Source organism: Bacillus sp. ES1-5 (assembly GCF_022487605.1).
Lineage (GTDB): Bacteria > Bacillota > Bacilli > Bacillales > Bacillaceae_G > Bacillus_A > Bacillus_A wiedmannii.
The window spans coordinates 154,786-178,641 of the sequence record NZ_JAKVPU010000001.1 but is presented as its reverse complement, the minus strand read 5'-3'; the positions used below and the strand labels follow the sequence as shown (position 1 = coordinate 178,641).

28 protein-coding genes and 1 pseudogene are annotated in these 23,856 nt (G+C 34.0%); 10 read left to right on the top strand and 19 right to left on the bottom strand.

Annotated features, from left to right (window positions below; genetic code table 11):
* Positions 1–71: 71 nt before the first annotated feature.
* From MKO96_RS01000 to MKO96_RS00985, 4 genes are all read right to left on the bottom strand, one after another.
* The gene (locus MKO96_RS01000) at positions 72–1,922 is read right to left on the bottom strand and encodes a sigma-54-dependent Fis family transcriptional regulator (RefSeq protein ID WP_240586350.1); all 1,851 of its coding nucleotides are present in this window, start codon (positions 1,920–1,922) and stop codon (positions 72–74) included.
* A gap of 314 nt (positions 1,923–2,236) precedes the next feature.
* Entirely contained in the window at positions 2,237–2,575 is a 339-nt protein-coding gene (locus MKO96_RS00995) for an NIPSNAP family protein (RefSeq protein ID WP_087980634.1), read from the bottom strand.
* A 27-nt stretch (positions 2,576–2,602) separates the two neighbouring features.
* Positions 2,603–3,145, bottom strand: a complete 543-nt coding sequence (locus tag MKO96_RS00990) for a GNAT family N-acetyltransferase (RefSeq protein ID WP_240586349.1) — start codon at positions 3,143–3,145, stop codon at positions 2,603–2,605.
* 12 nt (positions 3,146–3,157) lie between these two features.
* On the bottom strand, positions 3,158–3,928 hold the full coding sequence (locus MKO96_RS00985) for a DeoR/GlpR family DNA-binding transcription regulator (RefSeq protein WP_240586348.1): 771 nt from the start codon (positions 3,926–3,928) through the stop codon (positions 3,158–3,160).
* A 250-nt stretch (positions 3,929–4,178) separates the two neighbouring features.
* On the opposite strand from MKO96_RS00985, the gene MKO96_RS00980 reads away from it, so the two are divergent.
* Complete coding sequence (locus MKO96_RS00980) at positions 4,179–4,670, top strand: hypothetical protein (RefSeq protein WP_240586347.1); 492 nt, start codon at positions 4,179–4,181, stop codon at positions 4,668–4,670.
* A 48-nt stretch (positions 4,671–4,718) separates the two neighbouring features.
* Here the strand turns inward: MKO96_RS00980 and MKO96_RS00975 are convergent, their stop codons facing one another.
* Positions 4,719–5,375 carry a DUF4085 family protein gene (locus tag MKO96_RS00975; RefSeq protein WP_240586346.1) on the bottom strand — a complete coding sequence of 219 codons (657 nt, stop codon included), beginning with the start codon at positions 5,373–5,375 and terminating at the stop codon, positions 4,719–4,721.
* A 220-nt stretch (positions 5,376–5,595) separates the two neighbouring features.
* Between MKO96_RS00975 and MKO96_RS00970 the strand changes: the two genes are divergently transcribed.
* Complete coding sequence (locus MKO96_RS00970) at positions 5,596–6,189, top strand: hypothetical protein (RefSeq protein ID WP_240586345.1); 594 nt, start codon at positions 5,596–5,598, stop codon at positions 6,187–6,189.
* Positions 6,190–6,357: 168 nt separating this feature from the next.
* Here the strand turns inward: MKO96_RS00970 and lpdA are convergent, their stop codons facing one another.
* From lpdA to MKO96_RS00945, 5 genes are all read right to left on the bottom strand, one after another.
* Complete coding sequence (lpdA, locus tag MKO96_RS00965; protein WP_240586344.1) at positions 6,358–7,737, bottom strand: dihydrolipoyl dehydrogenase; 1,380 nt, start codon at positions 7,735–7,737, stop codon at positions 6,358–6,360.
* Positions 7,738–7,752: 15 nt separating this feature from the next.
* Positions 7,753–8,952: a dihydrolipoamide acetyltransferase family protein gene (locus MKO96_RS00960; protein ID WP_240586343.1), complete on the bottom strand. Its 1,200-nt coding sequence runs from the start codon at positions 8,950–8,952 to the stop codon at positions 7,753–7,755.
* Between the two features lie 27 nt (positions 8,953–8,979).
* Entirely contained in the window at positions 8,980–10,014 is a 1,035-nt protein-coding gene (gene acoB, locus MKO96_RS00955) for an acetoin:2,6-dichlorophenolindophenol oxidoreductase subunit beta (RefSeq protein WP_240586342.1), read from the bottom strand.
* Positions 10,015–10,031: 17 nt separating this feature from the next.
* Positions 10,032–11,030, bottom strand: a complete 999-nt coding sequence (gene acoA / locus MKO96_RS00950) for an acetoin:2,6-dichlorophenolindophenol oxidoreductase subunit alpha (RefSeq protein ID WP_000921285.1) — start codon at positions 11,028–11,030, stop codon at positions 10,032–10,034.
* 169 nt (positions 11,031–11,199) lie between these two features.
* The gene (locus MKO96_RS00945) at positions 11,200–11,679 is read right to left on the bottom strand and encodes a DinB family protein (protein WP_240586341.1); all 480 of its coding nucleotides are present in this window, start codon (positions 11,677–11,679) and stop codon (positions 11,200–11,202) included.
* Positions 11,680–11,852: 173 nt separating this feature from the next.
* Here MKO96_RS00945 and MKO96_RS00940 point away from each other — a divergent pair, with 173 nt between their 5' ends.
* Both MKO96_RS00940 and MKO96_RS00935 read left to right on the top strand, forming a co-directional pair.
* Complete coding sequence (locus tag MKO96_RS00940) at positions 11,853–12,698, top strand: oxidoreductase (RefSeq protein WP_240586340.1); 846 nt, start codon at positions 11,853–11,855, stop codon at positions 12,696–12,698.
* A 40-nt stretch (positions 12,699–12,738) separates the two neighbouring features.
* Entirely contained in the window at positions 12,739–13,248 is a 510-nt protein-coding gene (locus MKO96_RS00935; RefSeq protein ID WP_240586339.1) for a GrpB family protein, read from the top strand.
* Positions 13,249–13,423: 175 nt separating this feature from the next.
* Here MKO96_RS00935 and MKO96_RS00930 read toward each other — a convergent pair whose 3' ends face one another.
* The 5 genes and pseudogenes from MKO96_RS00930 to MKO96_RS00910 form a co-directional block, all read right to left on the bottom strand.
* Complete coding sequence (locus MKO96_RS00930) at positions 13,424–13,807, bottom strand: DUF4181 domain-containing protein (protein WP_240586338.1); 384 nt, start codon at positions 13,805–13,807, stop codon at positions 13,424–13,426.
* Positions 13,808–13,826: 19 nt separating this feature from the next.
* Positions 13,827–14,244 (bottom strand): annotated as a pseudogene (locus tag MKO96_RS00925) (NUDIX domain-containing protein).
* Positions 14,245–14,335: 91 nt separating this feature from the next.
* Positions 14,336–14,698, bottom strand: coding sequence for a DUF4181 domain-containing protein (locus MKO96_RS00920; RefSeq protein WP_240586337.1), 363 nt, complete (start codon positions 14,696–14,698; stop codon positions 14,336–14,338).
* A 17-nt stretch (positions 14,699–14,715) separates the two neighbouring features.
* The gene (locus MKO96_RS00915; RefSeq protein WP_240586336.1) at positions 14,716–15,552 is read right to left on the bottom strand and encodes a PP2C family serine/threonine-protein phosphatase; all 837 of its coding nucleotides are present in this window, start codon (positions 15,550–15,552) and stop codon (positions 14,716–14,718) included.
* Positions 15,553–15,664: 112 nt separating this feature from the next.
* Positions 15,665–15,832, bottom strand: coding sequence for a glycine zipper domain-containing protein (locus MKO96_RS00910; protein ID WP_240586335.1), 168 nt, complete (start codon positions 15,830–15,832; stop codon positions 15,665–15,667).
* Between the two features lie 218 nt (positions 15,833–16,050).
* Between MKO96_RS00910 and MKO96_RS00905 the strand changes: the two genes are divergently transcribed.
* Positions 16,051–16,287, top strand: coding sequence for a hypothetical protein (locus MKO96_RS00905; RefSeq protein WP_240586334.1), 237 nt, complete (start codon positions 16,051–16,053; stop codon positions 16,285–16,287).
* 49 nt (positions 16,288–16,336) lie between these two features.
* On the opposite strand, the gene MKO96_RS00900 is transcribed toward MKO96_RS00905, so the two are convergent.
* Positions 16,337–17,173, bottom strand: a complete 837-nt coding sequence (locus tag MKO96_RS00900) for an ABC transporter permease (protein ID WP_098266583.1) — start codon at positions 17,171–17,173, stop codon at positions 16,337–16,339.
* Positions 17,166–18,371: a quaternary amine ABC transporter ATP-binding protein gene (locus MKO96_RS00895; protein ID WP_046954107.1), complete on the bottom strand. Its 1,206-nt coding sequence runs from the start codon at positions 18,369–18,371 to the stop codon at positions 17,166–17,168. Before MKO96_RS00895 ends, MKO96_RS00900 begins: the two co-directional genes overlap by 8 nt.
* A gap of 171 nt (positions 18,372–18,542) precedes the next feature.
* Here MKO96_RS00895 and MKO96_RS00890 point away from each other — a divergent pair, with 171 nt between their 5' ends.
* Entirely contained in the window at positions 18,543–19,400 is an 858-nt protein-coding gene (locus MKO96_RS00890; protein ID WP_240586333.1) for a glycine betaine ABC transporter substrate-binding protein, read from the top strand.
* 45 nt (positions 19,401–19,445) lie between these two features.
* On the opposite strand, the gene clpP is transcribed toward MKO96_RS00890, so the two are convergent.
* A complete protein-coding gene (gene clpP / locus MKO96_RS00885; RefSeq protein ID WP_087980652.1) occupies positions 19,446–20,027 on the bottom strand; it encodes an ATP-dependent Clp endopeptidase proteolytic subunit ClpP in 582 nt (193 codons plus the stop codon).
* Positions 20,028–20,048: 21 nt separating this feature from the next.
* Positions 20,049–20,735, bottom strand: coding sequence for an RNA polymerase subunit sigma-70 (locus tag MKO96_RS00880; protein WP_240586332.1), 687 nt, complete (start codon positions 20,733–20,735; stop codon positions 20,049–20,051).
* A gap of 143 nt (positions 20,736–20,878) precedes the next feature.
* On the opposite strand from MKO96_RS00880, the gene MKO96_RS00875 reads away from it, so the two are divergent.
* The 4 genes from MKO96_RS00875 (at position 20,879) to MKO96_RS00860 (ending at position 23,785) form a co-directional block, all read left to right on the top strand.
* On the top strand, positions 20,879–21,199 hold the full coding sequence (locus MKO96_RS00875; RefSeq protein ID WP_240586331.1) for a 2Fe-2S iron-sulfur cluster-binding protein: 321 nt from the start codon (positions 20,879–20,881) through the stop codon (positions 21,197–21,199).
* Between the two features lie 4 nt (positions 21,200–21,203).
* Positions 21,204–21,866, top strand: a complete 663-nt coding sequence (rpiA, locus tag MKO96_RS00870; protein ID WP_240586330.1) for a ribose-5-phosphate isomerase RpiA — start codon at positions 21,204–21,206, stop codon at positions 21,864–21,866.
* 106 nt (positions 21,867–21,972) lie between these two features.
* Positions 21,973–22,410, top strand: a complete 438-nt coding sequence (locus MKO96_RS00865; RefSeq protein WP_240586329.1) for a GNAT family N-acetyltransferase — start codon at positions 21,973–21,975, stop codon at positions 22,408–22,410.
* A 403-nt stretch (positions 22,411–22,813) separates the two neighbouring features.
* Positions 22,814–23,785: an alpha/beta hydrolase gene (locus MKO96_RS00860; protein WP_240586328.1), complete on the top strand. Its 972-nt coding sequence runs from the start codon at positions 22,814–22,816 to the stop codon at positions 23,783–23,785.
* The last annotated feature ends 71 nt before the right edge of the window (positions 23,786–23,856 follow it).

Here is a 23,856-nt window from a genome sequence, read left to right as displayed (position 1 = left end):
ATTTCCCCGGTAAGCGCACATTCCGACAGAACATGAGCCCACAAAGAAAAAGTAGATTACAAAAATCTACTTTATAGCTTATATTTTTGCATTCGCTTATAGAATGTACTTCGAGGTACATCTAAAAGTTTTGCAGCTAATGAAACATTTCCATTCGTCTTTTCTAGCGCTTCAATCATACTATCACGCTGTATTTTTTCACGAAAATTTAATGTATGTTCTGTTTTATTTTCTGTTTGCAATGCAAGTTGATGGTGATTTCCCATCATTGTTTGTAATAAAAAAGAGATTTGTTTTTCGCATATTTCCCGTCCTTGCGACAAAATGTATATGCGTTCTAATACATTTAATAATTCTCGAATATTTCCGGGCCATGTATGCTGTGAAAATTGATTACAAATACTCTTTGGAAATACAACATTCCAATCCTTTCGTTCACAAAAATGTTGTATGAAGTACGGTATATCCTCTTTTCTTTCTATTAACGATGGAACATATAATGGATACACATGTAAACGATAATATAAATCTTGACGGAACTTTCCTTCTTCAACTAATCGCAGTAAATCTTTATGTGTCGCAGTAATAATACGAATATTTACAGGTATCTCTTTTGAACTGCCAATAGGTGTTACTGTTCGTTCTTGTAAAACACGTAATAATGCTACTTGCATCTCTGGCGGCACTTCACCAATTTCATCTAAAAATATTGTTCCTCCGTCTGCTTGTTCGAATTTCCCTTTATATCCTTGGCGCCGCGCACCTGTAAACGCACCTTCAGCATAACCGAACAATTCACTTTCCATTAATTCTTTCGGCAATGAACCGCAGTTAACAGCTATAAAAGGACCATTTTTTCTTGGACTATTTTCATGAATCGCTCTCGCTACATATTCTTTCCCTACACCTGTTTCACCACAAACATATACACTAGCGTCAGTTGGAGATACAAGCTTAATTTCTTCTAAAGTATGTTGAAATGCATTGCTTGTCCCAATAACTCCTGGGAAAGTAATTCCGTTTATAAATGGGGAAGTAGAAAATAAATTCTCTCGCTTATTTTCTTTTACATAAATACATTTCCCGATCATTCTATCATTACTATATACTGGTACTTCTAATTTAGGCTTCAATCCATGTTGCATTAAATCTTCAAGTTTCATTCGTGACCAATTAGAAACACGTTCTCGAACCTTTTTGCTTGCGGAAACGATGACATCACGATGATTACAAATGACAACTTGTTCATCACTGTCAATTACATCTAAAAAACGATGGATTAAATGTAGTTCATTTTGATGCACTCGAATACTACATTCACGTTCAATCGCATGTGCAATCGAAGTTACCATCCCGAGCATATACGGATGTGAAAATTCAATTGGACAGGAGAAATCTAGAACTCCAATTAATTTCCCGTCATCATTATGAATCGGAGCGGCCGCACAGCTCCAGCTATGAGATGCGACAGAATAATGCTCTGTACCACTAATCATAATAGCCTCTTCAATCTGTAACGCGGTTCCTATCGCATTTGTACCAACAGCTGCTTCCGTCCATTTCACACCTTCAATGAAGTTAATATGTTTCGCTCGTTTCAACGTTTGCTGATTTCCACTTAACGATAGAACATAACCGTCTGGATCAATTAATAATGCCATCATTTGCAGTTCGTCAATAGTTTTTCTCATATTTTGTATTTGAGGTATTGCTATATCAAGGAAGATTTCACTCTTTTTCTTTTGATCGTGAAAAATATTAGAAGACAAAATTTTCAGACCTTTATTCATATGAGGATTCACATTTGCTTGTTTACATCGATACCATGACTCTGAAATTCTTTCGTTCATACGGTTCGAATCAAGGACTCCTTCATCAACAAACTTTTTCCATGTATGTAAGTAAAACGGTGAAGCTAACATTGTATCATCTCCCTATTCATTATTTTGGAGATCTATAAAAACATACTTTTATTATAAAACTGAATAAAAGCGTTTTCAATAAAACTAGAAAGACGACACAAATATGTTAATAATTTGAATATTTTAATGCGCTTCTTTATTCTTTTTTAGTAAAACTATATTTTGTATAATGGACGCAAAGAAAATACATAACCAAAACCACTTTTGTGGATTGCCGTCTATAAAGAAAACTATTACAGCTATGGCAAATAAAATGGTAGATGCTAAACTAAAATATAATTTTGTTTTAATTCTCATTCCCCCTCACCTCTCTATCAAATTACAGTACATACTAACTCTTCATTTTTCAACTCTAATATGTACTTCTGTAAAACATATTCTCTTCCGCCATGTTTTTCATACCAATCATGTATTCTTTTAACATGCATCTCATCACTTCTAATTTTCGATTCAATTTCTTTATACTGTTCATAACTATCATATTCCCATATGGCGAATATTTCTGTTGTACCATCATTATTATCTTTCATCCAGCGTCCTATTAACCTGGAACCATGCTTTAACTGATTAGGTAAGTTCGTGTGAGTAAAATGCTCATTAAATATTTTTATAAATTCATTCTTTACTATATAGTACTTCCTTCTATAAAACATACATTTCCACCTCTTTTATGAACAGACTCAAATACACCTTCCCATTACTACCGTATTATAATACTTCCCATTCGATAATCTTTTATCATTTTTTAAAATACCTTCTACTTCAAAACCTGATTTTTTATACAGCTGAATGGCTTTTTCATTTGTCTCTAACACTTGTAATGATATCTTTTTCACTTCATTTTCATCAGCCCACTGAATAGATTGTTGCAATAGACTCTTACCCATTCCATATCCCCAAAACTCTTTTAAAATACAAACGCCAAACTCTACTTTATGGGATAATCTTTTCAAATTCGATCCTTCACATCTTGAAAATCCTACGATTTGGTTGTGCACTTCTGCAACTAAAAAGAGATTTTTCATCTCTTCACTATCTGCTTTTATTATATTTTGAAAACCTATCTTATCTATAAATCCCTCTCCAGCTTCTCTATCCATATTTTCAGTTTCGCCATCGATCTGAACTCTAATTTTCGATAACTGCTCAGCATCCGTTTCAGCTGCAGAACGAACTGTATAAGTTAATCCATTTATATGAAACTCTTGTCCTTTTATAATCATTACAAACTCCTTTTAAATGCAGTCTATTGATGCTATTACAATTTCTTTCCCTTGTTTCTCAAATTGTAGAATTATTTCTTTATTAGCCTCTTCATCTGTTATGATAAGGTCAATTTCTATTAGTGACTCTCCTATTATAAAGCAGTCTATTCCGAGTTTATTATGAGGAGCTAAACAAATATTTCTTCTAGCAATGTTACTTACTCTTTTTCCAAAATAAGCAACTTCCGGAGTTGCAGTACTTATACCGTTCAATGAAATGCCACCACCTGTAGAGAAATAAAGATCTATAGATAATCTACTTATCATTTCAGAGGCAAGTGTATCTGTCATATTTCCTGATGGTTTCACCTTTCCACCAATTAAGTACGTATCAATGTTCTTATATTCCCGTAAGGTACTAGCAATTTCTAAAGAATTCGTAATCACTGTAAATGACATTTCAGGTAAATATTTTAACATAGCATAATGAATAGAAGCCCCGCCAATAAAAACGGAATCTCCTTCTTGTATGTAGGATGCAGCAACTTTTGCAATCGCTTCTTCATTTATAGAACGATCACTATAACGTTTCGATGGTTCGGCAGCTAAGTTTCTCACTCGCGTAAGTTCAATTGCACCTCCGTGCGTTCTTTTCAACAATCCATCTTTTTCCATAACAGACAAATCTCTTCTTATAGAATCGATAGACATATCGAAACTTTCCGCAAGATTCTTAGCAATTATCCTTCCATCTTTCTTAAGTAACTCTAAAATTTTCTCTCTACGCTCTTCAGTAAACATGTTCCCACCACCATTATTGAAGATTCAGAAATTTAATCTTTATTTTAATTATATGCACGCCTCTTCCGTTTTACAATATTTTCAATTCTTATTTATTCCGTTTTATACAGTATTCTCCCTCTTTCTATCACGTTAACTTGACAACGAAATAAATGTATATTTGCATATTCCGCAAATACACTTCCATTTAACCTCCTATTGATGTAAAATTATTCCTATGTTTTACTTTTTAATACAGAAAGGGATTACTATGAAATCTATAATTAAAGTAACTTGTACAGCATTATTATTTACAGGAATAATGGCAGGATGTAGTGAAAATACTGCACCAAAACAAGAAAAGAGCGCTTTTGAAAAGAATGCAATGCACTATGGGGAAATATTTAAAAACGAATACTATAGAGCAACTGTTGAAAATGCAAAATTCGATAAAATAGACAAAGAGTGGCGTCTCACAGCTCGCGTTACTATAAATAATGCTCGTGCTGAAGGACAAACGATAGATCTTTCAGAAATAAAATATTTCCTAAAAGATGCAAAAACGGGTGAAAAATACGAAGGTGAATTTATACAAAATGAAAATGCTAAAAAGGTTCCATCTGAGTTTTCTTTAACTACCGACATTGTATTTAATATGAAAACTTCTCCAAAAGATTTAAATAATATGTATTTATACATAGATAGCAAAGCTGCGCCGTTAACAGATACATATTGGAAACTTGATAATTTAGCATCTAAATAAAAAACAGTCATATAAGACTGTTTTTTATTTGTAAAGTTATAAAGTTTACTAGTTACTTTTCTTAAGCAATACATCTTTTGCACAAATCGTCACTTCTTCAAATGGGCAATCAAATAAAACACCCAATTCGAAACCTTCATTAGTAAGATCTATTTCATGACATAACCACCAAGCACCTTCAAAATTTTCCGGAATAGAACATTTCGTTACGCCTGTAAAAGTTACTTCCAGTTTGTCAAATTCACTGAAAGTACCACTGCAATCTAAAGTAATAATTAGCGTATCTTTTGATCTTCTCTCTACTGATTTGACTACACTGTCATGTAGTGAGTATTCATGTAGTTGAACGACATTCTGCGCGAGCTTTTCTTTTATAGCATTATAATTATCTATATGAGCTTGTTCTAAATCATTCATTCTTTTCTCATAATCTTCTGTCCAATCAAGCATAAGTTTCTTTAACTTTTCTGATGGGTATTCTGACTTAATTGCATTGTCATGAATGTATGGATGTAGTGACTTAGGTAGAAACTTTAATAAATCTTCTTTCTTTTCTTCCACGTCTTCTCTCAAACTTTTCTTATAATCCATTCCTACCTTTTCGCTCTCTCGCAAAATCTCTTCCCATTCTTCTAATGTTTCTGAGAAAATTAAAAATCCAGATACTTGCATTTCTTTATACCAATCTTTATTGAAATACTTCAATGGCTTTCCTCCTAAAACATTTCAACATCCAACAATAGCAATATATCTATTTATTATATCATTCCAATAGCTATTTTTTCTAAAGAATAAATGCAAAACTGTAAATATTCCGCCTATTATTTCTAAAACTTCAGAATATTTACAAAAATACGAAATTAGAATACATTTTACATGTACAAGTTTTACCTGTACAAAAATCTAAACAAAAAGGGATGGTTATATGTTGAAGAAATTAGTAGCAGGGACATTAGTAGCAGGTTTTGCATTAACTGGAGGATTAGGAGTAGTAAGTGCTGCAGAAAAAGATAATACAATTAAATCATTTGATTATTTAAAAGTTGATGAAAAGAATGTTAATTCATTCACAAAATTAAGCGATCAATCAAAAAAAGACATCCAAATTACTATGGTACTACCTAAGCAAAATGAAAATGGAGATTGGTTAGCTTATGGCTTTACTAGCAGAGAAACATTGAATGCTTTTATTGAAAAGGATAAAAGGGCACTTAAAAATCAAATTAACCCTTTAGGTAGTGGTGCTGGTAGTACCGATTTTTATGAGCATCAAAATAAAGGTGGACAGTATATTTATTGGAGCAGTGGCTTTAAAAACCTACCTTCTAGCTGGAACGACAGAATTTCTTCTGTAAGTACAGCTTCACCTTCTGCAAGTTATTCAACAACGCTATGGGAACATTCTTCAACTCAAGGATATGGAAAAGGTGTCTCCTTTAGACACTCTGATTGGTATGGTCAAACTGCTAATTTAGCTGCAGATTGGAACGATATAACTTCAGCTATTGAAATTAAATAGTAACAGCGCATTTCAATTAAATAAGTGAAGAAGTTTCAAAATCACTATACTCTCATCGATTAAAAAAACATGAGAGTATAGTGATTTTTCTAGTATCTTTTTATACATATTGCTACTTAAATATTATTTACTAAAAAGACCAGTCATATTAGACTGGTCTTTTTACCTTCAAGCATGTACAGCATGTCCTACCGCCTGCAATAATGCTTCATGGATTGCTTCAGATAAAGTTGGATGTGCTGCAATATAATCTCTCATTATATCAGCGGTTACTTCTGTATGAATCATCACCGTTCCTTGTCCGATTAGTTCGGTTGCACGAGGACCGATAATAGAAATCCCTACAATTTCTTGATATTTAGGTTCCACAATAACTTTTACTTTCCCCGTTTGTTCTCCAATAATAAGCGCTTTTCCGTTCGCTGTAAATGCGAATTCTCCGATGAGGATGTCACCGTATTGCTCTCTTGCTCCTTTTTCTGTTAAACCGACACTAGCAATTTCTGGAGCTGTATAAATACAGCGAGGTACAGCATGATAGTTTACTTTCACATCTTCTCCACTCGCATGTAATGCTGCTGTCGTTCCTTCATGGAAAGCAACGTGAGCAAGTTGTATTCCACCAATCACATCACCTGCTGCGTAAATATGTGATACATTTGTTTGCATATATTCATTCACAGAAATTCCTTTATTTGAAAACTGAACGCCTGCTTTTTCTAAATCTAATTGTTGTACACGCGGTTTTCGGCCGACAGAAACGAGAACATATTCCGGATTGGCTTCTTGAATACTTCCTTCATATTCAAATGAAGCTTGCTTCTTATAATTATTTAATCCTTTTAAAGCAGCTCCTGTAAATATTTCAACACCATCATTTTCTAGTTTCTCCCTTAAAATATGTGCGATATCTTCATCTTCACCAGGTAATAATTGCGGTGCCATTTCAACAATCATAACTTTTGTTCCAAGACGACTATAAATACTTGCAAACTCGCAACCTATTACACCACCGCCAACGATTAATAATGATTTCGGTATATTTTCTAGGGACATTGCATGGCTACTATTTAAAATCCAATTCCCATCAAATGGAGCAAAAGGTAATTCAGTTGGTTCTGATCCTGCCGCTATAATGAACTGGTCTCCATCTACTATATCTACATTATCACCGTGTGTAACTCGCACACGGTGATCCGTTTCAAATTTCACTTTACCTTGTATGACTTTTATTTTATTTTTCTTCATTAAGTATTGAATTCCTTGGACGAGCTGCGTTACGATTTGTGATTTCCTCACCTGTATTTGCTTCCAATCAATTGATATACTTCCATTGTTAAGTGTAATTCCATAATGATTCGCTTTTCTCACAATGCCATGTACTTCCGCACTTTCTAACAATGATTTTGTAGGCATACAACCGACATTTAAACAAGTCCCGCCAAGATCAGCTTCATCAATAAGAGTGACATCTTTTCCATTTTGAGCCGCGGTAATTGCCGCTACATAGCCAGCAGGTCCGCCTCCAATAACGACTAATTTACTCATTCTCTCACCTTCTCTTTATAAAAGAATTGTTACAGGTTCTTCTAAATAACCTTTAATTGTGCGTAAAAATGCAGCTGCTGGTGCGCCGTCTAATACACGATGATCGAAAGTTAAACTTAAAGGTAATAAACTTCCTTTTTTAAATTTTTTCCCTTTATATACTGGAACATGTTCAATTGCACCAACACCTAAAATACCAGTCTCAGGTGTATTTAATACTGGTGTGAAATATTCAATCCCAAAGCTACCTAAATTACTAATTGTAAATGTTGTTCCTTGCATATCGTCACTACTTAAATTACCTTCTCTTGCTTTTTGTGCCACATTTTTAATTTCTTTAGATAACTCTACTAAAGATAAATTATTAGCAAAGCGAATAGCCGGAACGACTAATCCTTTTTCTAACGCGACTGCCATGCCTAAATGAACATGTTCAAATTGATGAATTGCATCATCTATATAAGCGCTGTTCATTTCTTTATGCTCCGCAAGTGCTAATACAACAGCGCGAGAAACGAGATCCGTAATGGTTAGTTTGTTATCGTATCGTTTTTGTACAACTTCCGATATGTCTTTATGTAAAGCAACTAAATCTGTCACATCTACTTTCATCGTTAATGTTAATTGCGCACTATTTTGTAAGCTCGCATGCATACGGTTTGCGATTGCTTTCCTCATACCAGTAACAGGAATGACTTTACTTTCTTCTTGTTCAAGTACTTCTGGAATTGCAACTCTTTCCTCAAGTACCTTTAAAACATCTACCTTTGTAATTCTTCCGCCAGGACCTGTACCAACTAACGCATTGATATCCAGATTTTCAGACTTTGCAATTTTTTTCGCAACAGGTGAAATTTTGATTCTTTGCTTCGCCACTTCTTTCGCATATGGTTCTGGATGTTGTATATTTTTATGTTCTGCATTAGGTGTTTTTTCTTCAACAACATTTGTATTTTCATAGACTTCTACTTTTTCGTTCGGCTTACCGATGTAGCAAATAACAGTGCCAGGTGGAACTCCCTCATCTTCACTTACAGCTATATCAAGAACAGTTCCATCAGCCGGTGCTTCTATTTCAGTTTCGATTTTTTCCGAGTTAATGCTAGCAATTAGTTCACCTTTTGCTACGTTATCGCCTGCTTTAATATTCCAGCTCGTAATAATACCTTCTTTCATCGCCATACCTAACTTTGGCATTACAACTTCAACAGCCATGTTTCTCTCTCCCTTCTCGTCGTTTCATTACACATGTAATAAAGATTGGTCTCCGATCATTTCTGATACAGTTTCAATTACTTTCTCCGGCGTTGGTAAATATAACTTTTCAAGTGGTGGCGAGAACGGAACTGGTGTATGTGGTGCTGTAATTCGTTTAATTGGTGCATCTAACAAATCGAATCCTTTGTCCGCTACAATTGCCGCAATATCCGTTGCGATACTACATCTTGGATTTGCTTCGTCAATAACAATTAGGCGATTTGTTTTTTCAACAGATGCTAAAATCGTATCTTCATCCAGTGGTGATAAAGAACGTGGATCAATTACTTCTACTTCAAGTCCCTTTTTCGATAATTGCTTTGCAGCTGCAAGTGCTGTATGAACTTGTTTTCCAATTGCGACGATTGTTACATCAGAACCTTCTCGTTTAATATCTGCTTTTCCTAAAGGAATTGTATAGTACCCTTCTGGTACTTCGCCTTTCATATTGTAAAGTGTTTTATCTTCAAAGAAGATTACTGGATCGTCATCTTCAATTGCCGCTAATAATAAGCCTTTTGCGTCATAAGGAGTGGAAGGAACGACAACTTTTATACCTGGAATGCTCGTAAATAACGCATATAAACTTTGTGAATGCTGTGCCGCTGCGCTAAATCCAGCACCGTGCATCGTACGTACTGTAACTGGCACTTTCGCTTTTCCACCGAACATATAGCGGAACTTTGCGCCTTGGTTTAATACTTGATCAAGGCAACTACCTATAAAGTCATTAAACATTAATTCAGCAATTGGACGTAATCCTGTTGCAGCCGCTGCCATCGCTGCCCCCATATAACCCGCTTCTGAAATAGGTGTATCTAAAATACGATTTCGGCCAAATTCTTGTACAAGGCCTTTCGTAACACCGAGTACACCGCCCCATGCTTCATCGTCTTGCAAATGATCAACTTGTGCACCACCTGCAACGTCTTCTCCTATCAAAATTACATTTTCATCACGACGCATTGAAATTTTCATCGCTTCATTAATTGCAGTTGACATACTTACTGTTCTATTCATTATTTTTCACCCTCCTCTTATTTGTAAGAAACGTATACATCTTTTAATAATTCTTCATCCTCTGGATATGGACTATTTTCACTAAATTCAATCGATCTTTGCACTGCTTCATCTACTGCCTTTTCCATATCGACAAGTTCAGATTCAGTTAATAAAGCTTCATGAATTAAATGCTTACGGAAATTCACAATCGCATCTTTTTCATTTAAATGTTCTTCTTTTTCTTCTGAAGTTTTATATGTTTGCGCTTCACCTTCGAAATGACCGTAATTGCGATAGGTCATACATTCAATTATTGTTGGACCACCGCCATTACGCGCACGTTCCACCGCTTCTTCAGCAGCTTTGTATACTGCAAGTAGATCTTTTCCATCTACTTGAACACCTGGAATATTATAAGCTTTTGCACGATCAGCAATAGAATCACAACTTGAAGCATATTCAAATGTCGTTGCTTCACCGTAACCATTATTTTCTGCGATAAAAATAACTGGTAACTTCCATATCGCCGCTAAATTAACCCCTTCATGAAATGTTCCTTCATTATTTGCTCCGTCACCGAAGAAGCATACACTCACATCTTTCGTTCCTTTATATTTAGCTGTTAATGCTGAACCGCAAGCAAGTGGAAAACCTCCGCCTACAATCCCATTTGCACCAAGCATTCCTTTATCTAAATCGGCAATATGCATGGAACCGCCTTTACCTTTACATAACCCTGTCGCTTTCCCAAAAAGTTCAGCCATCATTCCGTTTAAATCACAGCCTTTTGCGATACAATGCCCATGACCTCTATGTGTACTTGTAATACTGTCACTATCCGTTAAGTGGGCACATACACCAACTGCTACCGCTTCTTCACCTGCGTATAAATGAACGAAACCTGGCAGAACGCCTTGCGCGAATAATTCATGTACCTTATCTTCAAACTTACGAATTTCTAACATTTTTTCATACATCCAACGAGCTTGTTCTTTCGTAATTTCATTCCCTTTACTTTCAGTTGTTTTTAACATGTCCAGCCCTCCTATTTTCTTGTTCATCTTTTATATTGCAAGTACTGTGCCAAATTCTAATCCCTGATTTCATAGGTTTTCTCTTTTCTTTCATAATAAAAAAGTGGACAAAATGAGACATATGTCTCGTTTTGTCCACTTTTGTTCACCTAATTTGAGAATTATTATCTTATTCATTCTCAAAACTCTTCTGTAACTTCCGGATGTAAATAATTTGACCAATATGATAAGCATTATGAGTCGTTACATTACTAAGCACTTCCCACCACTTCGCATTTACGGGAAATCCAACTACATCGCTTTCAACCTTCTCTTCATTTATAAGCTTTTGCCATTGTAACAGTTTCTCTAGTAGTTTTTCTCTCAACTCATCGAAGGTTTGATTATTTGAAAGCATAAAACTTTTGTTATTATCACCAAAAGCGGGCACGGCATCCACATTCGATTCTTTGTACCTAGTTTGCCACGTTGAATTCCAATACAGTAAATGTTGTACAATTTCAGCTATACTATTACTCTCTTCATTCGGTTTCCAGAAAGCTTCTCTCTCAGGTAGATCTTTCACTGCATCTGAAAATGGAATATACCAACTAGGATCGTTTGCATTCGCTAATAATTGATCTGCTAATACATCTTTTACATGAGCCATTTTTTCCCCTCATTTCATTAACGTATTTATACTCACTTCTTTATATACGCTGAGTCCGAATAATTCCCTCTTTTAAAATAGAATTAACGGTATTGCTCTCAAAACGAATGCAAGATTAATAGATTTTCTTTTCATAACTCGTTATGATAAAAGAAAAAGAAAGCGAGCAAAAAATGAATAAAAAAATAGCAGTTATTACCGGGGCTTCAAGTGGTTTCGGTCTATTAACAACACTTGAGCTTGCAAAAAAAGACTATTTAGTCATTGCTACAATGCGAAACCTTAATAAACAAGAAGATTTAATATCTCAAGCTACTAAACTCAACTTAAAACAAAACATAAAAATTCAACAATTAGATGTAATCGATCAAAACTCTATACATAACTTCCAATTTTTTTTAAAAGAAATAAACAGAGTAGACCTTCTTATTAATAATGCAGGATTTGCAAATGGGGGCTTTGTAGAAGAAATTCCATTAGAGGAATACCGTAAACAATTTGAAACAAACTTTTTTGGCGCTATTTCAATCACACAGCTTGTTTTACCTTATATGAGAGAACAAAAAAGTGGAAAAATCATTAATATAAGCAGCATTAGTGGTCAAGTTGGATTCCCGGGTCTATCCCCTTACGTTTCTTCAAAATATGCATTAGAAGGCTGGAGTGAATCCCTTCGTTTAGAAGTGAAACCTTTTGGAATAGATGTTACTTTAATTGAACCTGGTTCTTATAACACAAACATTTGGGAAGTCGGTAAACAACTAGCTTCAAACCAATCTGATACATCTTCTCCTTACAAAGAATATATGGATAAAATCCAAAAACATATTAATAGCGGCAGTGATACGTTTGGTAATCCGATAGATGTTGCTAATAAAATTGTAGAAATCGCTGAATCTAAGCGTACGAATTTACGATATCCGATTGGAAAAGGTGTAAAATTTATGATTTTTGTGAAGAAGATTCTTCCTTGGAGATTGTGGGAATACCTTGTTTTAAAGAGCTTTAAGAAAATGTAAAAGACTTTTTGAAAACCATTTTGAAAGAGGTGCTAATTAAATGTTAGGTTTACCGTATGGAAAAGTGTTTTTAGTTCCGTGGACTGAAGAATGGCAAATTGAATTTATGAAAGAGAAACACTTCATTGAGGAACAAATTGGCAAACATATTTTAGCGATACACCATATTGGTAGTACCTCTATCCCACATCTAAGTGCAAAGCCAATTATTGATATAGCAATCGAATTAGAAGATTATAAGGACGATTTAAAATGTATTAAAAAGTTAGAACTACTAAACTATAAATACAGAAAAGATATACTGCCAGAAAGATACTATTTTAATAAAGGTGAGCCAAGAACTCATCAAATTCATATGTATGAACAAGGAAATACATATTTAATAGAGCAATTACAATTCAGAGATTACTTAATAAACAACAAAATTTCTCGTATACAGTATGAACAGTTAAAGATTCAACTTTCACAAGCTAACCCTAATAATAAACATCAATATGCAGAGGATAAAACAAATTTCGTTACATCTATTTTAGCTAAAATAGATGCTTAAATAAGAAACCATTTAGCAGTAAATGGTTTCTTATTTATTAGTTATTTCATTATTTGCACCATCAATACCTATTATTATATGTGATTGCTTTTTACGTTTTTCATGAATACGTTTTAAAATTACGTTTAAGTCCAACCTCCTCCCTCTTATAGTTCTTGCATCAATCATTATCTTGTTATGCGGCAGATGGAAAGAAGTAAAATAGTATTGAAGTCATAAAAACAAACGTGAATATCCCAATTATTGAAAATATATATTCTTTCGATTCTCTATCAAATTTCCATTCCATCAATGCTCTTAATATCAACGTTCCCCCTAAATAAGTGAAAATGACATAAGCAATATTAACGCTTTCGAATTTAACGATAAAAATAAAACTAGTTATTAAATAAATCAACATTAGTCCTATTTCTAATTTTTTGTGTAAACTATTTACATGTTTTTTATATCCCAAAAAATCACTCTTTGGCATATTCAATTTTTTTCTTAAATACTTATCCAAAAAATAAACAACTATACAAAAAATAATACTTATAATCCAAAAAGTAGAAGTTCCCATTACTCCACCTCCTATTACTTTATTTATTTTTAGAAATAAAGTGGACTATATTATGGTTATCCTTTTCTAAATAACTTACAATTCCTTCAGGGTATGTTGGCTTCGTTTTTAATTCTTCTATACTTTTCTATATTAATATAATATCTTCATATTCTTTATGTCTTATTTCATTTGTAATTCTCTCTTGAACAGTCCCCCTATGTATCAATGTGCAATGATGTCCTTTTTCGTTGTTCCACTCAAAAATATGCTCATTTACAACGGCTAATTCTTGAACATAGATCTTCAAATCGTATTCTTCCATTAATTCTCATTCTCGCATTATCGCTTCTTTTGCTGTTTCACCAAATTCAATAGAACCTCCTGGAAAACGATAAAATGTTTCACTTAACTCACATTGTACTAGTACTTTAGAATGATCTTTTATTTAAAATCATTGCTTCAGCACGTAATCAAGGACTTTTCACTTCTTCTCTCCTTATAATTGCTCATTATATGATATTACCATAGTGTTGTAATCAATACGTATTAAATAAGGAAATATAGGATTATCCCTGTTATCATTAGTGATACAACTCCGCCTAAGGACATCAAAAACTCCCTTGATTCTCGATCATATTTCCATTCCATATATGATTCGAAACTATACAACGTAATTAAAAACAGAAAAGGTAGAAAGCTCATGTATAGGGGATTTGAAAGAAAAGAGCATATAATTATCACCACTATATAAGAAAAAATAATAATCCTGTTTCCCCATTTATGCAGCTTATTTACATATTTATTATTCCATCCTTTTTGTTTCGGTATATTTAGCCTTTTTCTCACTATATTTTCTAGGAAAAATAAGAATATGATCCATAAAACTAATACAATGACTTTCACATGCAATTGAGAGATCGCCTCCTTTACCTTATCGTCTGAATTTTCTCCGGCTGATCACTTGGATACGTAGTATTTTCTTTATTTCCGACATCCCAACAAATAACGGTCGCACTATCTCGTCCGAATTGATGATGAACGTGTTCTAATACATGTTGAACACTTTCTTCAAGTTCTATATTATTTCTATTCATATCATTATACAGATTCAATGGTGTTTCATAATGACGTTCCCCGCATTCTAATACCCCATCTGTAACCATTACAATTCGATTCTTTCCAGCGCGTAATTCACGAATTCCTGTTGAATAGCAAGGGACTGGTAAAGTGAAAGTGTTTACATTTCCAATCCATTCGTAAAAATGACGTTGATTTAATGCATATTGTCCTAACTTATGTAACTCTTCATGAAATACATAAATGAGGCAATCGCCAATAGACAACCACCATATATAATTTTCTTTTCTTACACATATTAAGCAAGCTGTTTCACCTTTAATGCTTTGGCACTTTTCCTTAAATGAAGAGGATTGAAAGATTGTAAGTAGATGATTTTCAACAGATCGAAATACTGTATCAATCGATTCATTCATCATTACTTTTATATTTTCATATTCCTTTTGGATTGTATTTACCACTAAATCAACACTTTCCGCACTATTATGTCCATCTAAAATAGCTGTAAACTCCCAATCACCATTTGACCAAACTAACGCACCATCTTCATTCTTTTTTGCTCCAGCACTTATATTCCCGCCATATGCACCGAGTACGATATCACCATATTGTTTTACTGAAACTTCGTCTAAACACATCTTCTTATTTCCAACCCATGAATATTGTCTATTATTTGTTGTATGCATTTCCATCACCAACCTTAATATTTATAATATCATAAAAAAAGGAAAAATAGGATTTATATTCCGAAAATTCATTCTTTCAATTCGGCAATTTTTGAAATAAATTTGCACCTTATTATTTCTTCAAAAACGCAATCCCAATTACGATTCCAATCACAATTCCGATTACTAAATTATTAGTAAAGAACCCTTGAAACACACCAATTACAACACCTATACTGATACCTATCGCCATTGCATCATTTCTTTTTTTATTTTTAGTCAAAATTACATCTCCTCTCATCATTTCTCCCTAAATAACATACATGTACTTGAATGTATTAATATATTCACTATCTCACTTGAATATTTCCAAAAAATGTACTTTAACTTCGTATAATAATATTTTCCATTTTCTGTACATACTTCTTTTATCATAATAAAATTTCAAGTAACCATTAATTATACATAGGCATTTACTATAAGAAAGCTTCGTAATTTATTGAAGGAGGAAAGATTTAAATGCATCCTCACTGGAATCCAAATATAAATCAACAATATGTGTATTCCCCCCATCCCGGAAGAAATACACTACATCATGATTCACAATATATGATGCAGCGTATCGCAAGTCTTGAAAGTCAATTAGCGAAACTAATCTCATTAATTGAAGAAAATAATCATTTAATTAAATCAATGGAACAACAACAAAACCAAGTTTGTGCACCACCTGGTGGTTCTGTTATCGTTCGTATGTAATTTTTTTGAACAAAAAAACACACTTTGTATAATAAAGTGTGTTTTCCTTTTATCTTCTTTTTTGATGAAATCCTTGTGTAATGCGGTCTAATATAATCGCAATGACAACAATAGCTAGTCCGGCTTCAAATCCCATTCCGATATTAACTTGTGTTACAGAGCGGTATACATCAACTCCAAGACCTGGTGCTCCTACAAGAGATGCTGTTACTACCATTGATAAAGAAAGCATAATGCTTTGGTTCACACCAGCCATGATCGTTCCAGTTGCAAGTGGCAATTGTACTTTAAATAATTTTTGTGATGCGGTAGAGCCAAACGCATTCGCTGCTTCAATTAAATCTTCTGGAACTTGTCTAATTCCTAAGTCAGTAAAACGGATTGTCGGTGGCATTGCAAAGATTACAGATGCAATAATCCCAGGTACTACACCTACTCCGAAAAATGTAATCGCGGGAATGAGATATACGAATGCCGGCATTGTTTGCATAAAATCTAATGTCGGTTTTAAAAATTTTGAAAAACGTTCATTTTGAGAAGCTAAAATTCCGATTGGGATTCCTACAATAATTGAGATAATAACGGATGTTAATACGAGTGCCAATGTTTGCATCGTTTGTGCCCAATAGTTAATATTTAAAATAAATAATAATCCAATAAGCGTAAAAATAACTAAAGATAATTTTCTCGTTGTGTACCAAATGAGGAAACAAAGGATAATAATCATCAATATGGCTGGTATGATTGTTAAAAAATTAGTGAGTAAATCAACGAATCCTCCAATAATATAAGAGAACCCTCGGAATAAGCCTTCAAAGTGCTCATATAAACTTGCAACAAATGAATCGACCCATTCCCCTAATGGAATGCGCGGTATATTATTCATCGTCCTTCACCTCTTCCTCAATGTTACCTGCAAGAGCTTGAATGACACTTTCACGTTTAATAATTCCTCTTAACCTTTTCTTCTCATCAATTACGGGTAACGGATATTTCATCTCCGCCATTTTTGCATACGTCTCTTCAAGTAAAGTATCTAAATATACATGCGGAATATCGTTAAGTAATAAATCAGCGATTGGCCACTGTTTTTGCACTGCTTTACTTGCATCATCCGCAGTTAATATACCTAAAAATTCATACTTTTTGTTAACAACATACACAGTAGAAACGCCAGCGTTCCTCATAATTTGAAGTGCTACACGCGGTCCACGATCAATTAATAAAGTCTCCGGTCGTTTTAATATAGATTCCGCCGTAATTACTTTTCCTAAATTTACATCCGCTACGAATTTCTCTACAAATTCATTGGCAGGACTCATCATAATTTCTTCCGGTGTTCCAATTTGGACAATCTCTCCATCTTTCATTAATGCGATACGATCTCCAATTCGAAGAGCTTCATCTAAATCATGTGTAATAAAAATAATTGTTTTCTCCATTTTATCTTGTAATTCTAACAGCTCATCTTGCATTTCTTTTCGAATCAGTGGGTCTAATGCACTAAATGACTCATCCATTAACAATACATCTGGATTATTTGTTAATGCCCTTGCGATTCCAACACGTTGCTGCATACCGCCACTAAGTTGACTTGGATAATTATCTTTATGATGATCGAGTCCTACTAACTGTAGCGATTCTAACGCTTTATTCTCTCTTTCCTCTACTGGAACTCCTTGAATTTCTAACCCGTACGCAACATTTTGTATCACTGTACGATGTGGAAATAAAGCAAACTTTTGAAACACCATACTCATCTTCGTTCTTCTCACTCTTCGCAACTCTTCTTTTCCCATCGTTGCGATATCTTCACCATCTATGTATATATGCCCCGCTGTTGGTTTAATTAATTGGTTTAACATCCGAACTAACGTAGATTTCCCGCTACCAGACAAACCCATAATAACGAAAATCTCTCCAGTATATACTTCAAAGGTTGCCTTTTTTACACCCACGTTCATTCCTGTCTCTTTCAAAATTTCCGATTTGCTTTTTCCTTCTTTTAATAAAGACAGCGCTCTTTGCGGGTGTTTCCCAAATACTTTTGTTACGTTTTCAACACGCACCTTTGTATTATCCATGTCACTACTCCTTTTCTACCCATCTATTCATATAGTGTTGCGATTTTGCAAAGAAATATTACATAAAAATGACATTCATAAGATTTCTTTAAAATTCGCGTTTCCGTTCATAATAAGAATGCTTACTTATACATTTATTTAAAAAGGCAAACGTTTCTTAGGAGGGTTTCGATGAAAAAGAAAATATGGCTTATATGCCTTGCATTATTTATTACTATGATTTTCTCTTCATGTAATGCAACAAATGCAAATTCGAAAGGAAAAATTAAACTTGGTGTAACAAGTTGGAAAGAAAATATTGCAACGGCAAACATGTGGAAAGTTCTATTAGAACAAAAGGGCTACAAAGTTGAACTCATGTATTTAGAAAAAGCGGCAATTTGGACTGGCGTTGCTCGCGGTGATGTTGATGCTAATTTAGAAGTGTGGCTACCCGTTACGGATAAACCGTTAAATGCTCGTTATAAAGATGATATTGTCCTAAAATCCAAATGGTATGAAGGTACTGGACTTGGCCTCGTCGTCCCTTCTTATGTGAAAAACATTAACAGTATTGAGGATTTAAATGCACATAAAGATGAGCTAGATAACAAAATTGTCGGAATCGAACCCGGTAGTAGTCTTATGAATTTAACGAACAAAGCAATGAAGGAATATGATATAAAACTAAAACTTGTCCAATCTTCTGAAGCTGCGATGATGAGTGAACTAAAGAAAGCATATACGAAAAAGAAACCAATCGCTGTTACGCTTTGGAATCCGCATTGGGGCTTTTCAGAATTTGACTTAAAATATTTAAAAGACCCTAAGAAAGTATATGGTGAAAAAGATGACATTTATTACTCTGTTCGTAAAGGTTTCGAAAAAGATCATCCCAATATCATAAAATACTTTGACAAATGGAAAATGAACGATGAACAGCTTGGTACATTAATGGTCGAGTTAAATAAAACGAAAGATCCCGAAGAAGCGGCGCGCAAATGGATTGAAAAGAATCAAGCGCTAGTTGATGAATGGGTAAAAGATTAAGAAAACAGGCTAGAGGATTAACATATCCCCTAGCCTGTTTTTATCTTATTTTTTCGTAACAACATCATCTACTATCCCATATGCCTTCGCTTCTTCTGCAGTCATAAAATAATCTCTTTCTGTATCATGTGCTACTCTTTCAATCGGTTGCCCTGTTTTTTCTGCAATCATTTTATTAATATCACGCTTTAATTTCAATATCCTTTTTGCTGTAATTTCAATTTCTGTTGCCTGCCCCTGTGCACCACCAAGTGGCTGATGAATCATAATTTCACTATTAGGGAGTGCAAACCGTTTTCCTTTTGCACCTGATAATAATAACAATGCACCAAATGATGCTGCAAATCCCATGCATAGCGTTTGTACATCTGGTTTAATGAGATTCATCGTATCTAATATGGCAAAACCCGCTGTTGTTGAACCACCTGGGCTATTGATGTATAAATATATATCTTTCTCTGCATCTTCCGCTTCTAAAAATAATAATTGAGCTACGACACTACTCGCTACTTGATCATTTATTTCTGAACCGATAATAATAATACGATCTTTTAATAACCTTGAATATATATCATAGGAACGTTCTCCTAATTTCGTTTGTTCTACTACATATGGAATTGCATTCATTTTAAATCCCTCCAATAATTGTTATGCCGCACAAAGCATACAACTGTAGGAAGAAGGGTTTTTCGCATAAAACAATAAGACTGGCTGTATAGATGGTAACTTAGTAAAATCTATTGTCGGAAGGAGTTTCGTTAATAATTCTGGTCTCTCCTCACGAATAGACGTTACTACAACTTCAATATCATCTGTGAATTCGACAATCTCTATCCCTTCTTCGCTTACAGCTTTCAGCCTATTTCTACTCCGAAATAAAGAGGCTTTTACTGCACCTTCTGATACGGAACATACTTTAGCAATATCAGTGATACTATATTGAAAAACATCTTTTAATAATAAAATTGTGGATTGTTGTACATTTAATGACGATAATACTTTCCCTACCATTTCATGCAAATCTGCAATATTCTCTTGTGGGGCATCAAAAATAATTTGTTCCTTTATTTTTTCATGAACTGATTTTGATTTCATCTGGTCTATCCAGCGATTTCTAGCTATTTTATATGCAAGCGTCATACAAATATCTTTATTACTATATTTTTGAAGAACTTTACAAACTGTTTCTTGAGCAAGATCTTCGCCGTCCCATTTGTTTTTCGTTAAAAATGTACAGTACCTTTTCAATTCTCCATATTGCTCAATTAAAAAATTTATATTTGAATGATTCATATCGATATGATTTTTTAAAATATGAGTTACTTTTGTGCACAAAATAACCACTCCTTTTCAGCGCTTACTTAATTAACGATTCAACAAATAAAAAAGTTACGGGGCATATAAAAAAATTATGTTTATGTTCAATAATTCGCGGTCATAAATATGTTATGTACAATATTACTTGAGGAGGAACAAATTTGCCAAAATTAACAATTGAAGGTGCGGGAACTTTTGATGTGAAAGAAGGAACAAAGTTAGTATTAGCAATTGAAGATAACGGTGTACATATTCTCCATCGTTGCGGTGGTAAAGCACGTTGCACTACTTGTAGAGTTGAAATTATAGCGGGTGATTTCTGTGAAGCGAGCACAAATGAAAAAAATGCGATGACAGAAAAAGGGATTGAAGATCATTTACGATTATCTTGCCAAATGCGTGTACATAAAGATATAGTAGTTCGTCCGGTACTTACAGTTGAAAATTCAGGATTAGATGCCGGTCCACGCCCAGCGGAGTAAAATGATGAATTTAAAACAACTCGCTGGTGAATATGCTGCTAACTTTGTAAAAGATGGGATGAAAGTTGGACTTGGTACAGGTTCTACTGTATATTGGACGATACAAAAATTAGGTGAGCGTGTAAAAGAAGGCTTATCATTTCAAGCTGTACCAACGTCAAAAGAAACGGAAGTATTAGCTAAACAACTAAATATCTCTCTAATTTCGTTAAACGACGTACAAAGTCTTGATCTTACAATTGATGGAGCGGATGAAATTGATGCTAATTTACAGCTTATAAAAGGTGGTGGTGGCGCATTACTTCGCGAGAAAATTGTTGCCACTTCCTCCAAAGAACTAATTATTATTGCTGATGAATCGAAACTTGTAACACATTTAGGTACTTTCCCATTACCTGTTGAAATTATACCTTTTTCATGGAAACAAACCGAAAGGAAAATTCAATCTTTAGGTTGTCAAACAACGTTACGTTTAAAAAATAATGAAACGTTTATTACCGATAACAATAACGTGATTATCGATTGTATATTCCCTCATAACATAACTAATCCTGCCAATTTACACACTCAATTAAAAATGATTACAGGTGTAGTTGAAACAGGGTTGTTTGTTAATATGACTAGTAAGGCGATTATTGGAACAAAAAATGGGATAAAGGAATTATAATGAAAGCTGACTCTTACAGTCAGCTTTTTATATGTTTTCTTTATTGCGTATCATTATGATATACTATGAAAACAAAAGCACATCACACTAGAAAGGGCTGAACAATTTGCACTCCAAACTCATAACAGAACTTACAGATTTAGAAACTGCCTTTCATATTCGAAAAGAAGTATTTGTAAAGGAACAAAATGTACATCTTGAAGATGAATTCGATACATTCGATGAAATCGGTGAGGAATGTAAACATATTTTAGTTTATTATAACGAGCTTCCTGTAGGTACAGGTCGTATACGATTTGTTGACGGCGCAGGAAAATTAGAACGTATTTGTATTTTAAAAGACTATCGTAAATATGGATTAGGAAAAGTAATTATACAATCGTTAGAAGAGATTGCTCGTGACAAAGAAGCTACGAAAGTAAAACTACACGGTCAAACACAAGCTGAAGGATTTTATAAAAAACTAGGTTATCAAACTTCTTCTGATGTATTTATGGAAGATGGCATTCCACATATACTTATGACGAAAGATTTATCTCAATAGTAATACATAACAATTAGAAAAATCTTTTATATGATTTTCTTTTCGTACATCTTTTTATTCTCCTTTTAAAAAGAGGCTATTCTACAAATCAACTCCATTGATTTATAGAATAGCCTCTTAATCGTTAGCAAGTTATCTACTTATTTCATAATAATTATCATATTCTGTACTATATTTAATTTTTAATTGACCTATCAAATCTTCGTTAAATGAAATGATATCAAACACTTCATTATCTTTATTTATTAAATAACTATCATTTTAAAAAACATTTGCTCCAAATCCCCCCATAACAGCTACTTTTGAGAATTAAGCCAAAATTAAGATACCATTTTCTAATAAGCATATATACTGAAAGAGATCCAAGGTATACATTTCTTACCATAAAAGGAGAATGTGATAGATGAAAAAATGGCGTAAAAGATTATGTAAAACGGTTACTTTTGGGTTTCTGGCTATTCTTATTCTTCTGGGATCAGGCGTGATATATGAAAAGATAAGAGTTCAGCAAGATTTGAAATCTTATACCCCTAGTGGCCAGCTGTACAATATTAATGGGAAAAATATGCATTTATATGCCGGTGGTCAAGGAAATGTGACCGTTGTATTTGCTTCTGGGTGGGGGACACCTAATCCATATGTTGATTTTTATCCACTATATGAGAAGCTCGCGCCACATGTTAAATTCGCAGTTTATGATCGGTTTGGCTATGGTTATAGTGATACGACAGATAAGAAGCGTGATATCGATATAATAACGAACGAAATACATGAAATATTGCAGGCGTCTGGACAAAAACCACCTTACTTATTTGTAGGACATTCGCTAGGATCCCTTGAAACAATCCGATTTGCGCAAAAATACCCAGATGAGATTCAGGGTATCGTTTTGCTCGATAGCGGAAGTCCAGAATATTACTACGATGATGTTGAGACACCAATAAGTGGTGGTTTTACTAATCAGCTGCTCATTAACACAGGTGTGTTTCGGATGCTTTTTCACTCGGATAGCGTTATCGAAAAATCACGTAAAAATCGAAACGGCTTGAAATTTGTTCCCGATAAATTGAAGGAAATTGATCTGACAGCCTCATTGCTTAAGCTTAAAAATGACAATATAGATGATGAACTACGTCAGTCAAAAACTAATGCGAAGATCGTATTGGATGACAAACAACCTTTCCCTTTTCCCCTTACTGTGCTTACCGCCGATTACTTAGGGGCTACGGATGAAATCTGGAACAAATACGAAAAGGAATTTACTTCCTGGTCCTTGCAAGCAAAACAATTGGTGATTAAGGATACCGATCATTATATTCATCAATTTCGTCCTGACCTCGTTGCAGATGAAATATTGACTTTGGCGAATCGATAGACTTTCTGACCGTAACCAGCGATAAAGGATCTCTGGTAGAGCGGAGCATTTTCTTTTATATATTCTTTGTG

Bases quoted from the DNA above. Each gene is read 5' to 3' on its own strand.
- MKO96_RS01000 (WP_240586350.1), bottom strand. From the start codon at position 1,922: ATGTTAGCTTCACCGTTTTACTTACATACATGGAAAAAGTTTGTTGAT.
- MKO96_RS00995 (WP_087980634.1), bottom strand. From the start codon at position 2,575: ATGTTTTATAGAAGGAAGTACTATATAGTAAAGAATGAATTTATAAAA.
- MKO96_RS00990 (WP_240586349.1), bottom strand. From the start codon at position 3,145: ATGATTATAAAAGGACAAGAGTTTCATATAAATGGATTAACTTATACA.
- MKO96_RS00985 (WP_240586348.1), bottom strand. From the start codon at position 3,928: ATGTTTACTGAAGAGCGTAGAGAGAAAATTTTAGAGTTACTTAAGAAA.
- MKO96_RS00980 (WP_240586347.1), top strand. From the start codon at position 4,179: ATGAAATCTATAATTAAAGTAACTTGTACAGCATTATTATTTACAGGA.
- MKO96_RS00970 (WP_240586345.1), top strand. From the start codon at position 5,596: ATGTTGAAGAAATTAGTAGCAGGGACATTAGTAGCAGGTTTTGCATTA.
- lpdA (WP_240586344.1), bottom strand. From the start codon at position 7,737: ATGAGTAAATTAGTCGTTATTGGAGGCGGACCTGCTGGCTATGTAGCG.
- MKO96_RS00960 (WP_240586343.1), bottom strand. From the start codon at position 8,952: ATGGCTGTTGAAGTTGTAATGCCAAAGTTAGGTATGGCGATGAAAGAA.
- acoB (WP_240586342.1), bottom strand. From the start codon at position 10,014: ATGAATAGAACAGTAAGTATGTCAACTGCAATTAATGAAGCGATGAAA.
- acoA (WP_000921285.1), bottom strand. From the start codon at position 11,030: ATGTTAAAAACAACTGAAAGTAAAGGGAATGAAATTACGAAAGAACAA.
- MKO96_RS00945 (WP_240586341.1), bottom strand. From the start codon at position 11,679: ATGGCTCATGTAAAAGATGTATTAGCAGATCAATTATTAGCGAATGCA.
- MKO96_RS00940 (WP_240586340.1), top strand. From the start codon at position 11,853: ATGAATAAAAAAATAGCAGTTATTACCGGGGCTTCAAGTGGTTTCGGT.
- MKO96_RS00935 (WP_240586339.1), top strand. From the start codon at position 12,739: ATGTTAGGTTTACCGTATGGAAAAGTGTTTTTAGTTCCGTGGACTGAA.
- MKO96_RS00930 (WP_240586338.1), bottom strand. From the start codon at position 13,807: ATGGGAACTTCTACTTTTTGGATTATAAGTATTATTTTTTGTATAGTT.
- MKO96_RS00915 (WP_240586336.1), bottom strand. From the start codon at position 15,552: ATGCATACAACAAATAATAGACAATATTCATGGGTTGGAAATAAGAAG.
- MKO96_RS00910 (WP_240586335.1), bottom strand. From the start codon at position 15,832: ATGAGAGGAGATGTAATTTTGACTAAAAATAAAAAAAGAAATGATGCA.
- MKO96_RS00905 (WP_240586334.1), top strand. From the start codon at position 16,051: ATGCATCCTCACTGGAATCCAAATATAAATCAACAATATGTGTATTCC.
- MKO96_RS00900 (WP_098266583.1), bottom strand. From the start codon at position 17,173: ATGAATAATATACCGCGCATTCCATTAGGGGAATGGGTCGATTCATTT.
- MKO96_RS00895 (WP_046954107.1), bottom strand. From the start codon at position 18,371: ATGGATAATACAAAGGTGCGTGTTGAAAACGTAACAAAAGTATTTGGG.
- MKO96_RS00890 (WP_240586333.1), top strand. From the start codon at position 18,543: ATGAAAAAGAAAATATGGCTTATATGCCTTGCATTATTTATTACTATG.
- clpP (WP_087980652.1), bottom strand. From the start codon at position 20,027: ATGAATGCAATTCCATATGTAGTAGAACAAACGAAATTAGGAGAACGT.
- rpiA (WP_240586330.1), top strand. From the start codon at position 21,204: ATGAATTTAAAACAACTCGCTGGTGAATATGCTGCTAACTTTGTAAAA.
- MKO96_RS00860 (WP_240586328.1), top strand. From the start codon at position 22,814: ATGAAAAAATGGCGTAAAAGATTATGTAAAACGGTTACTTTTGGGTTT.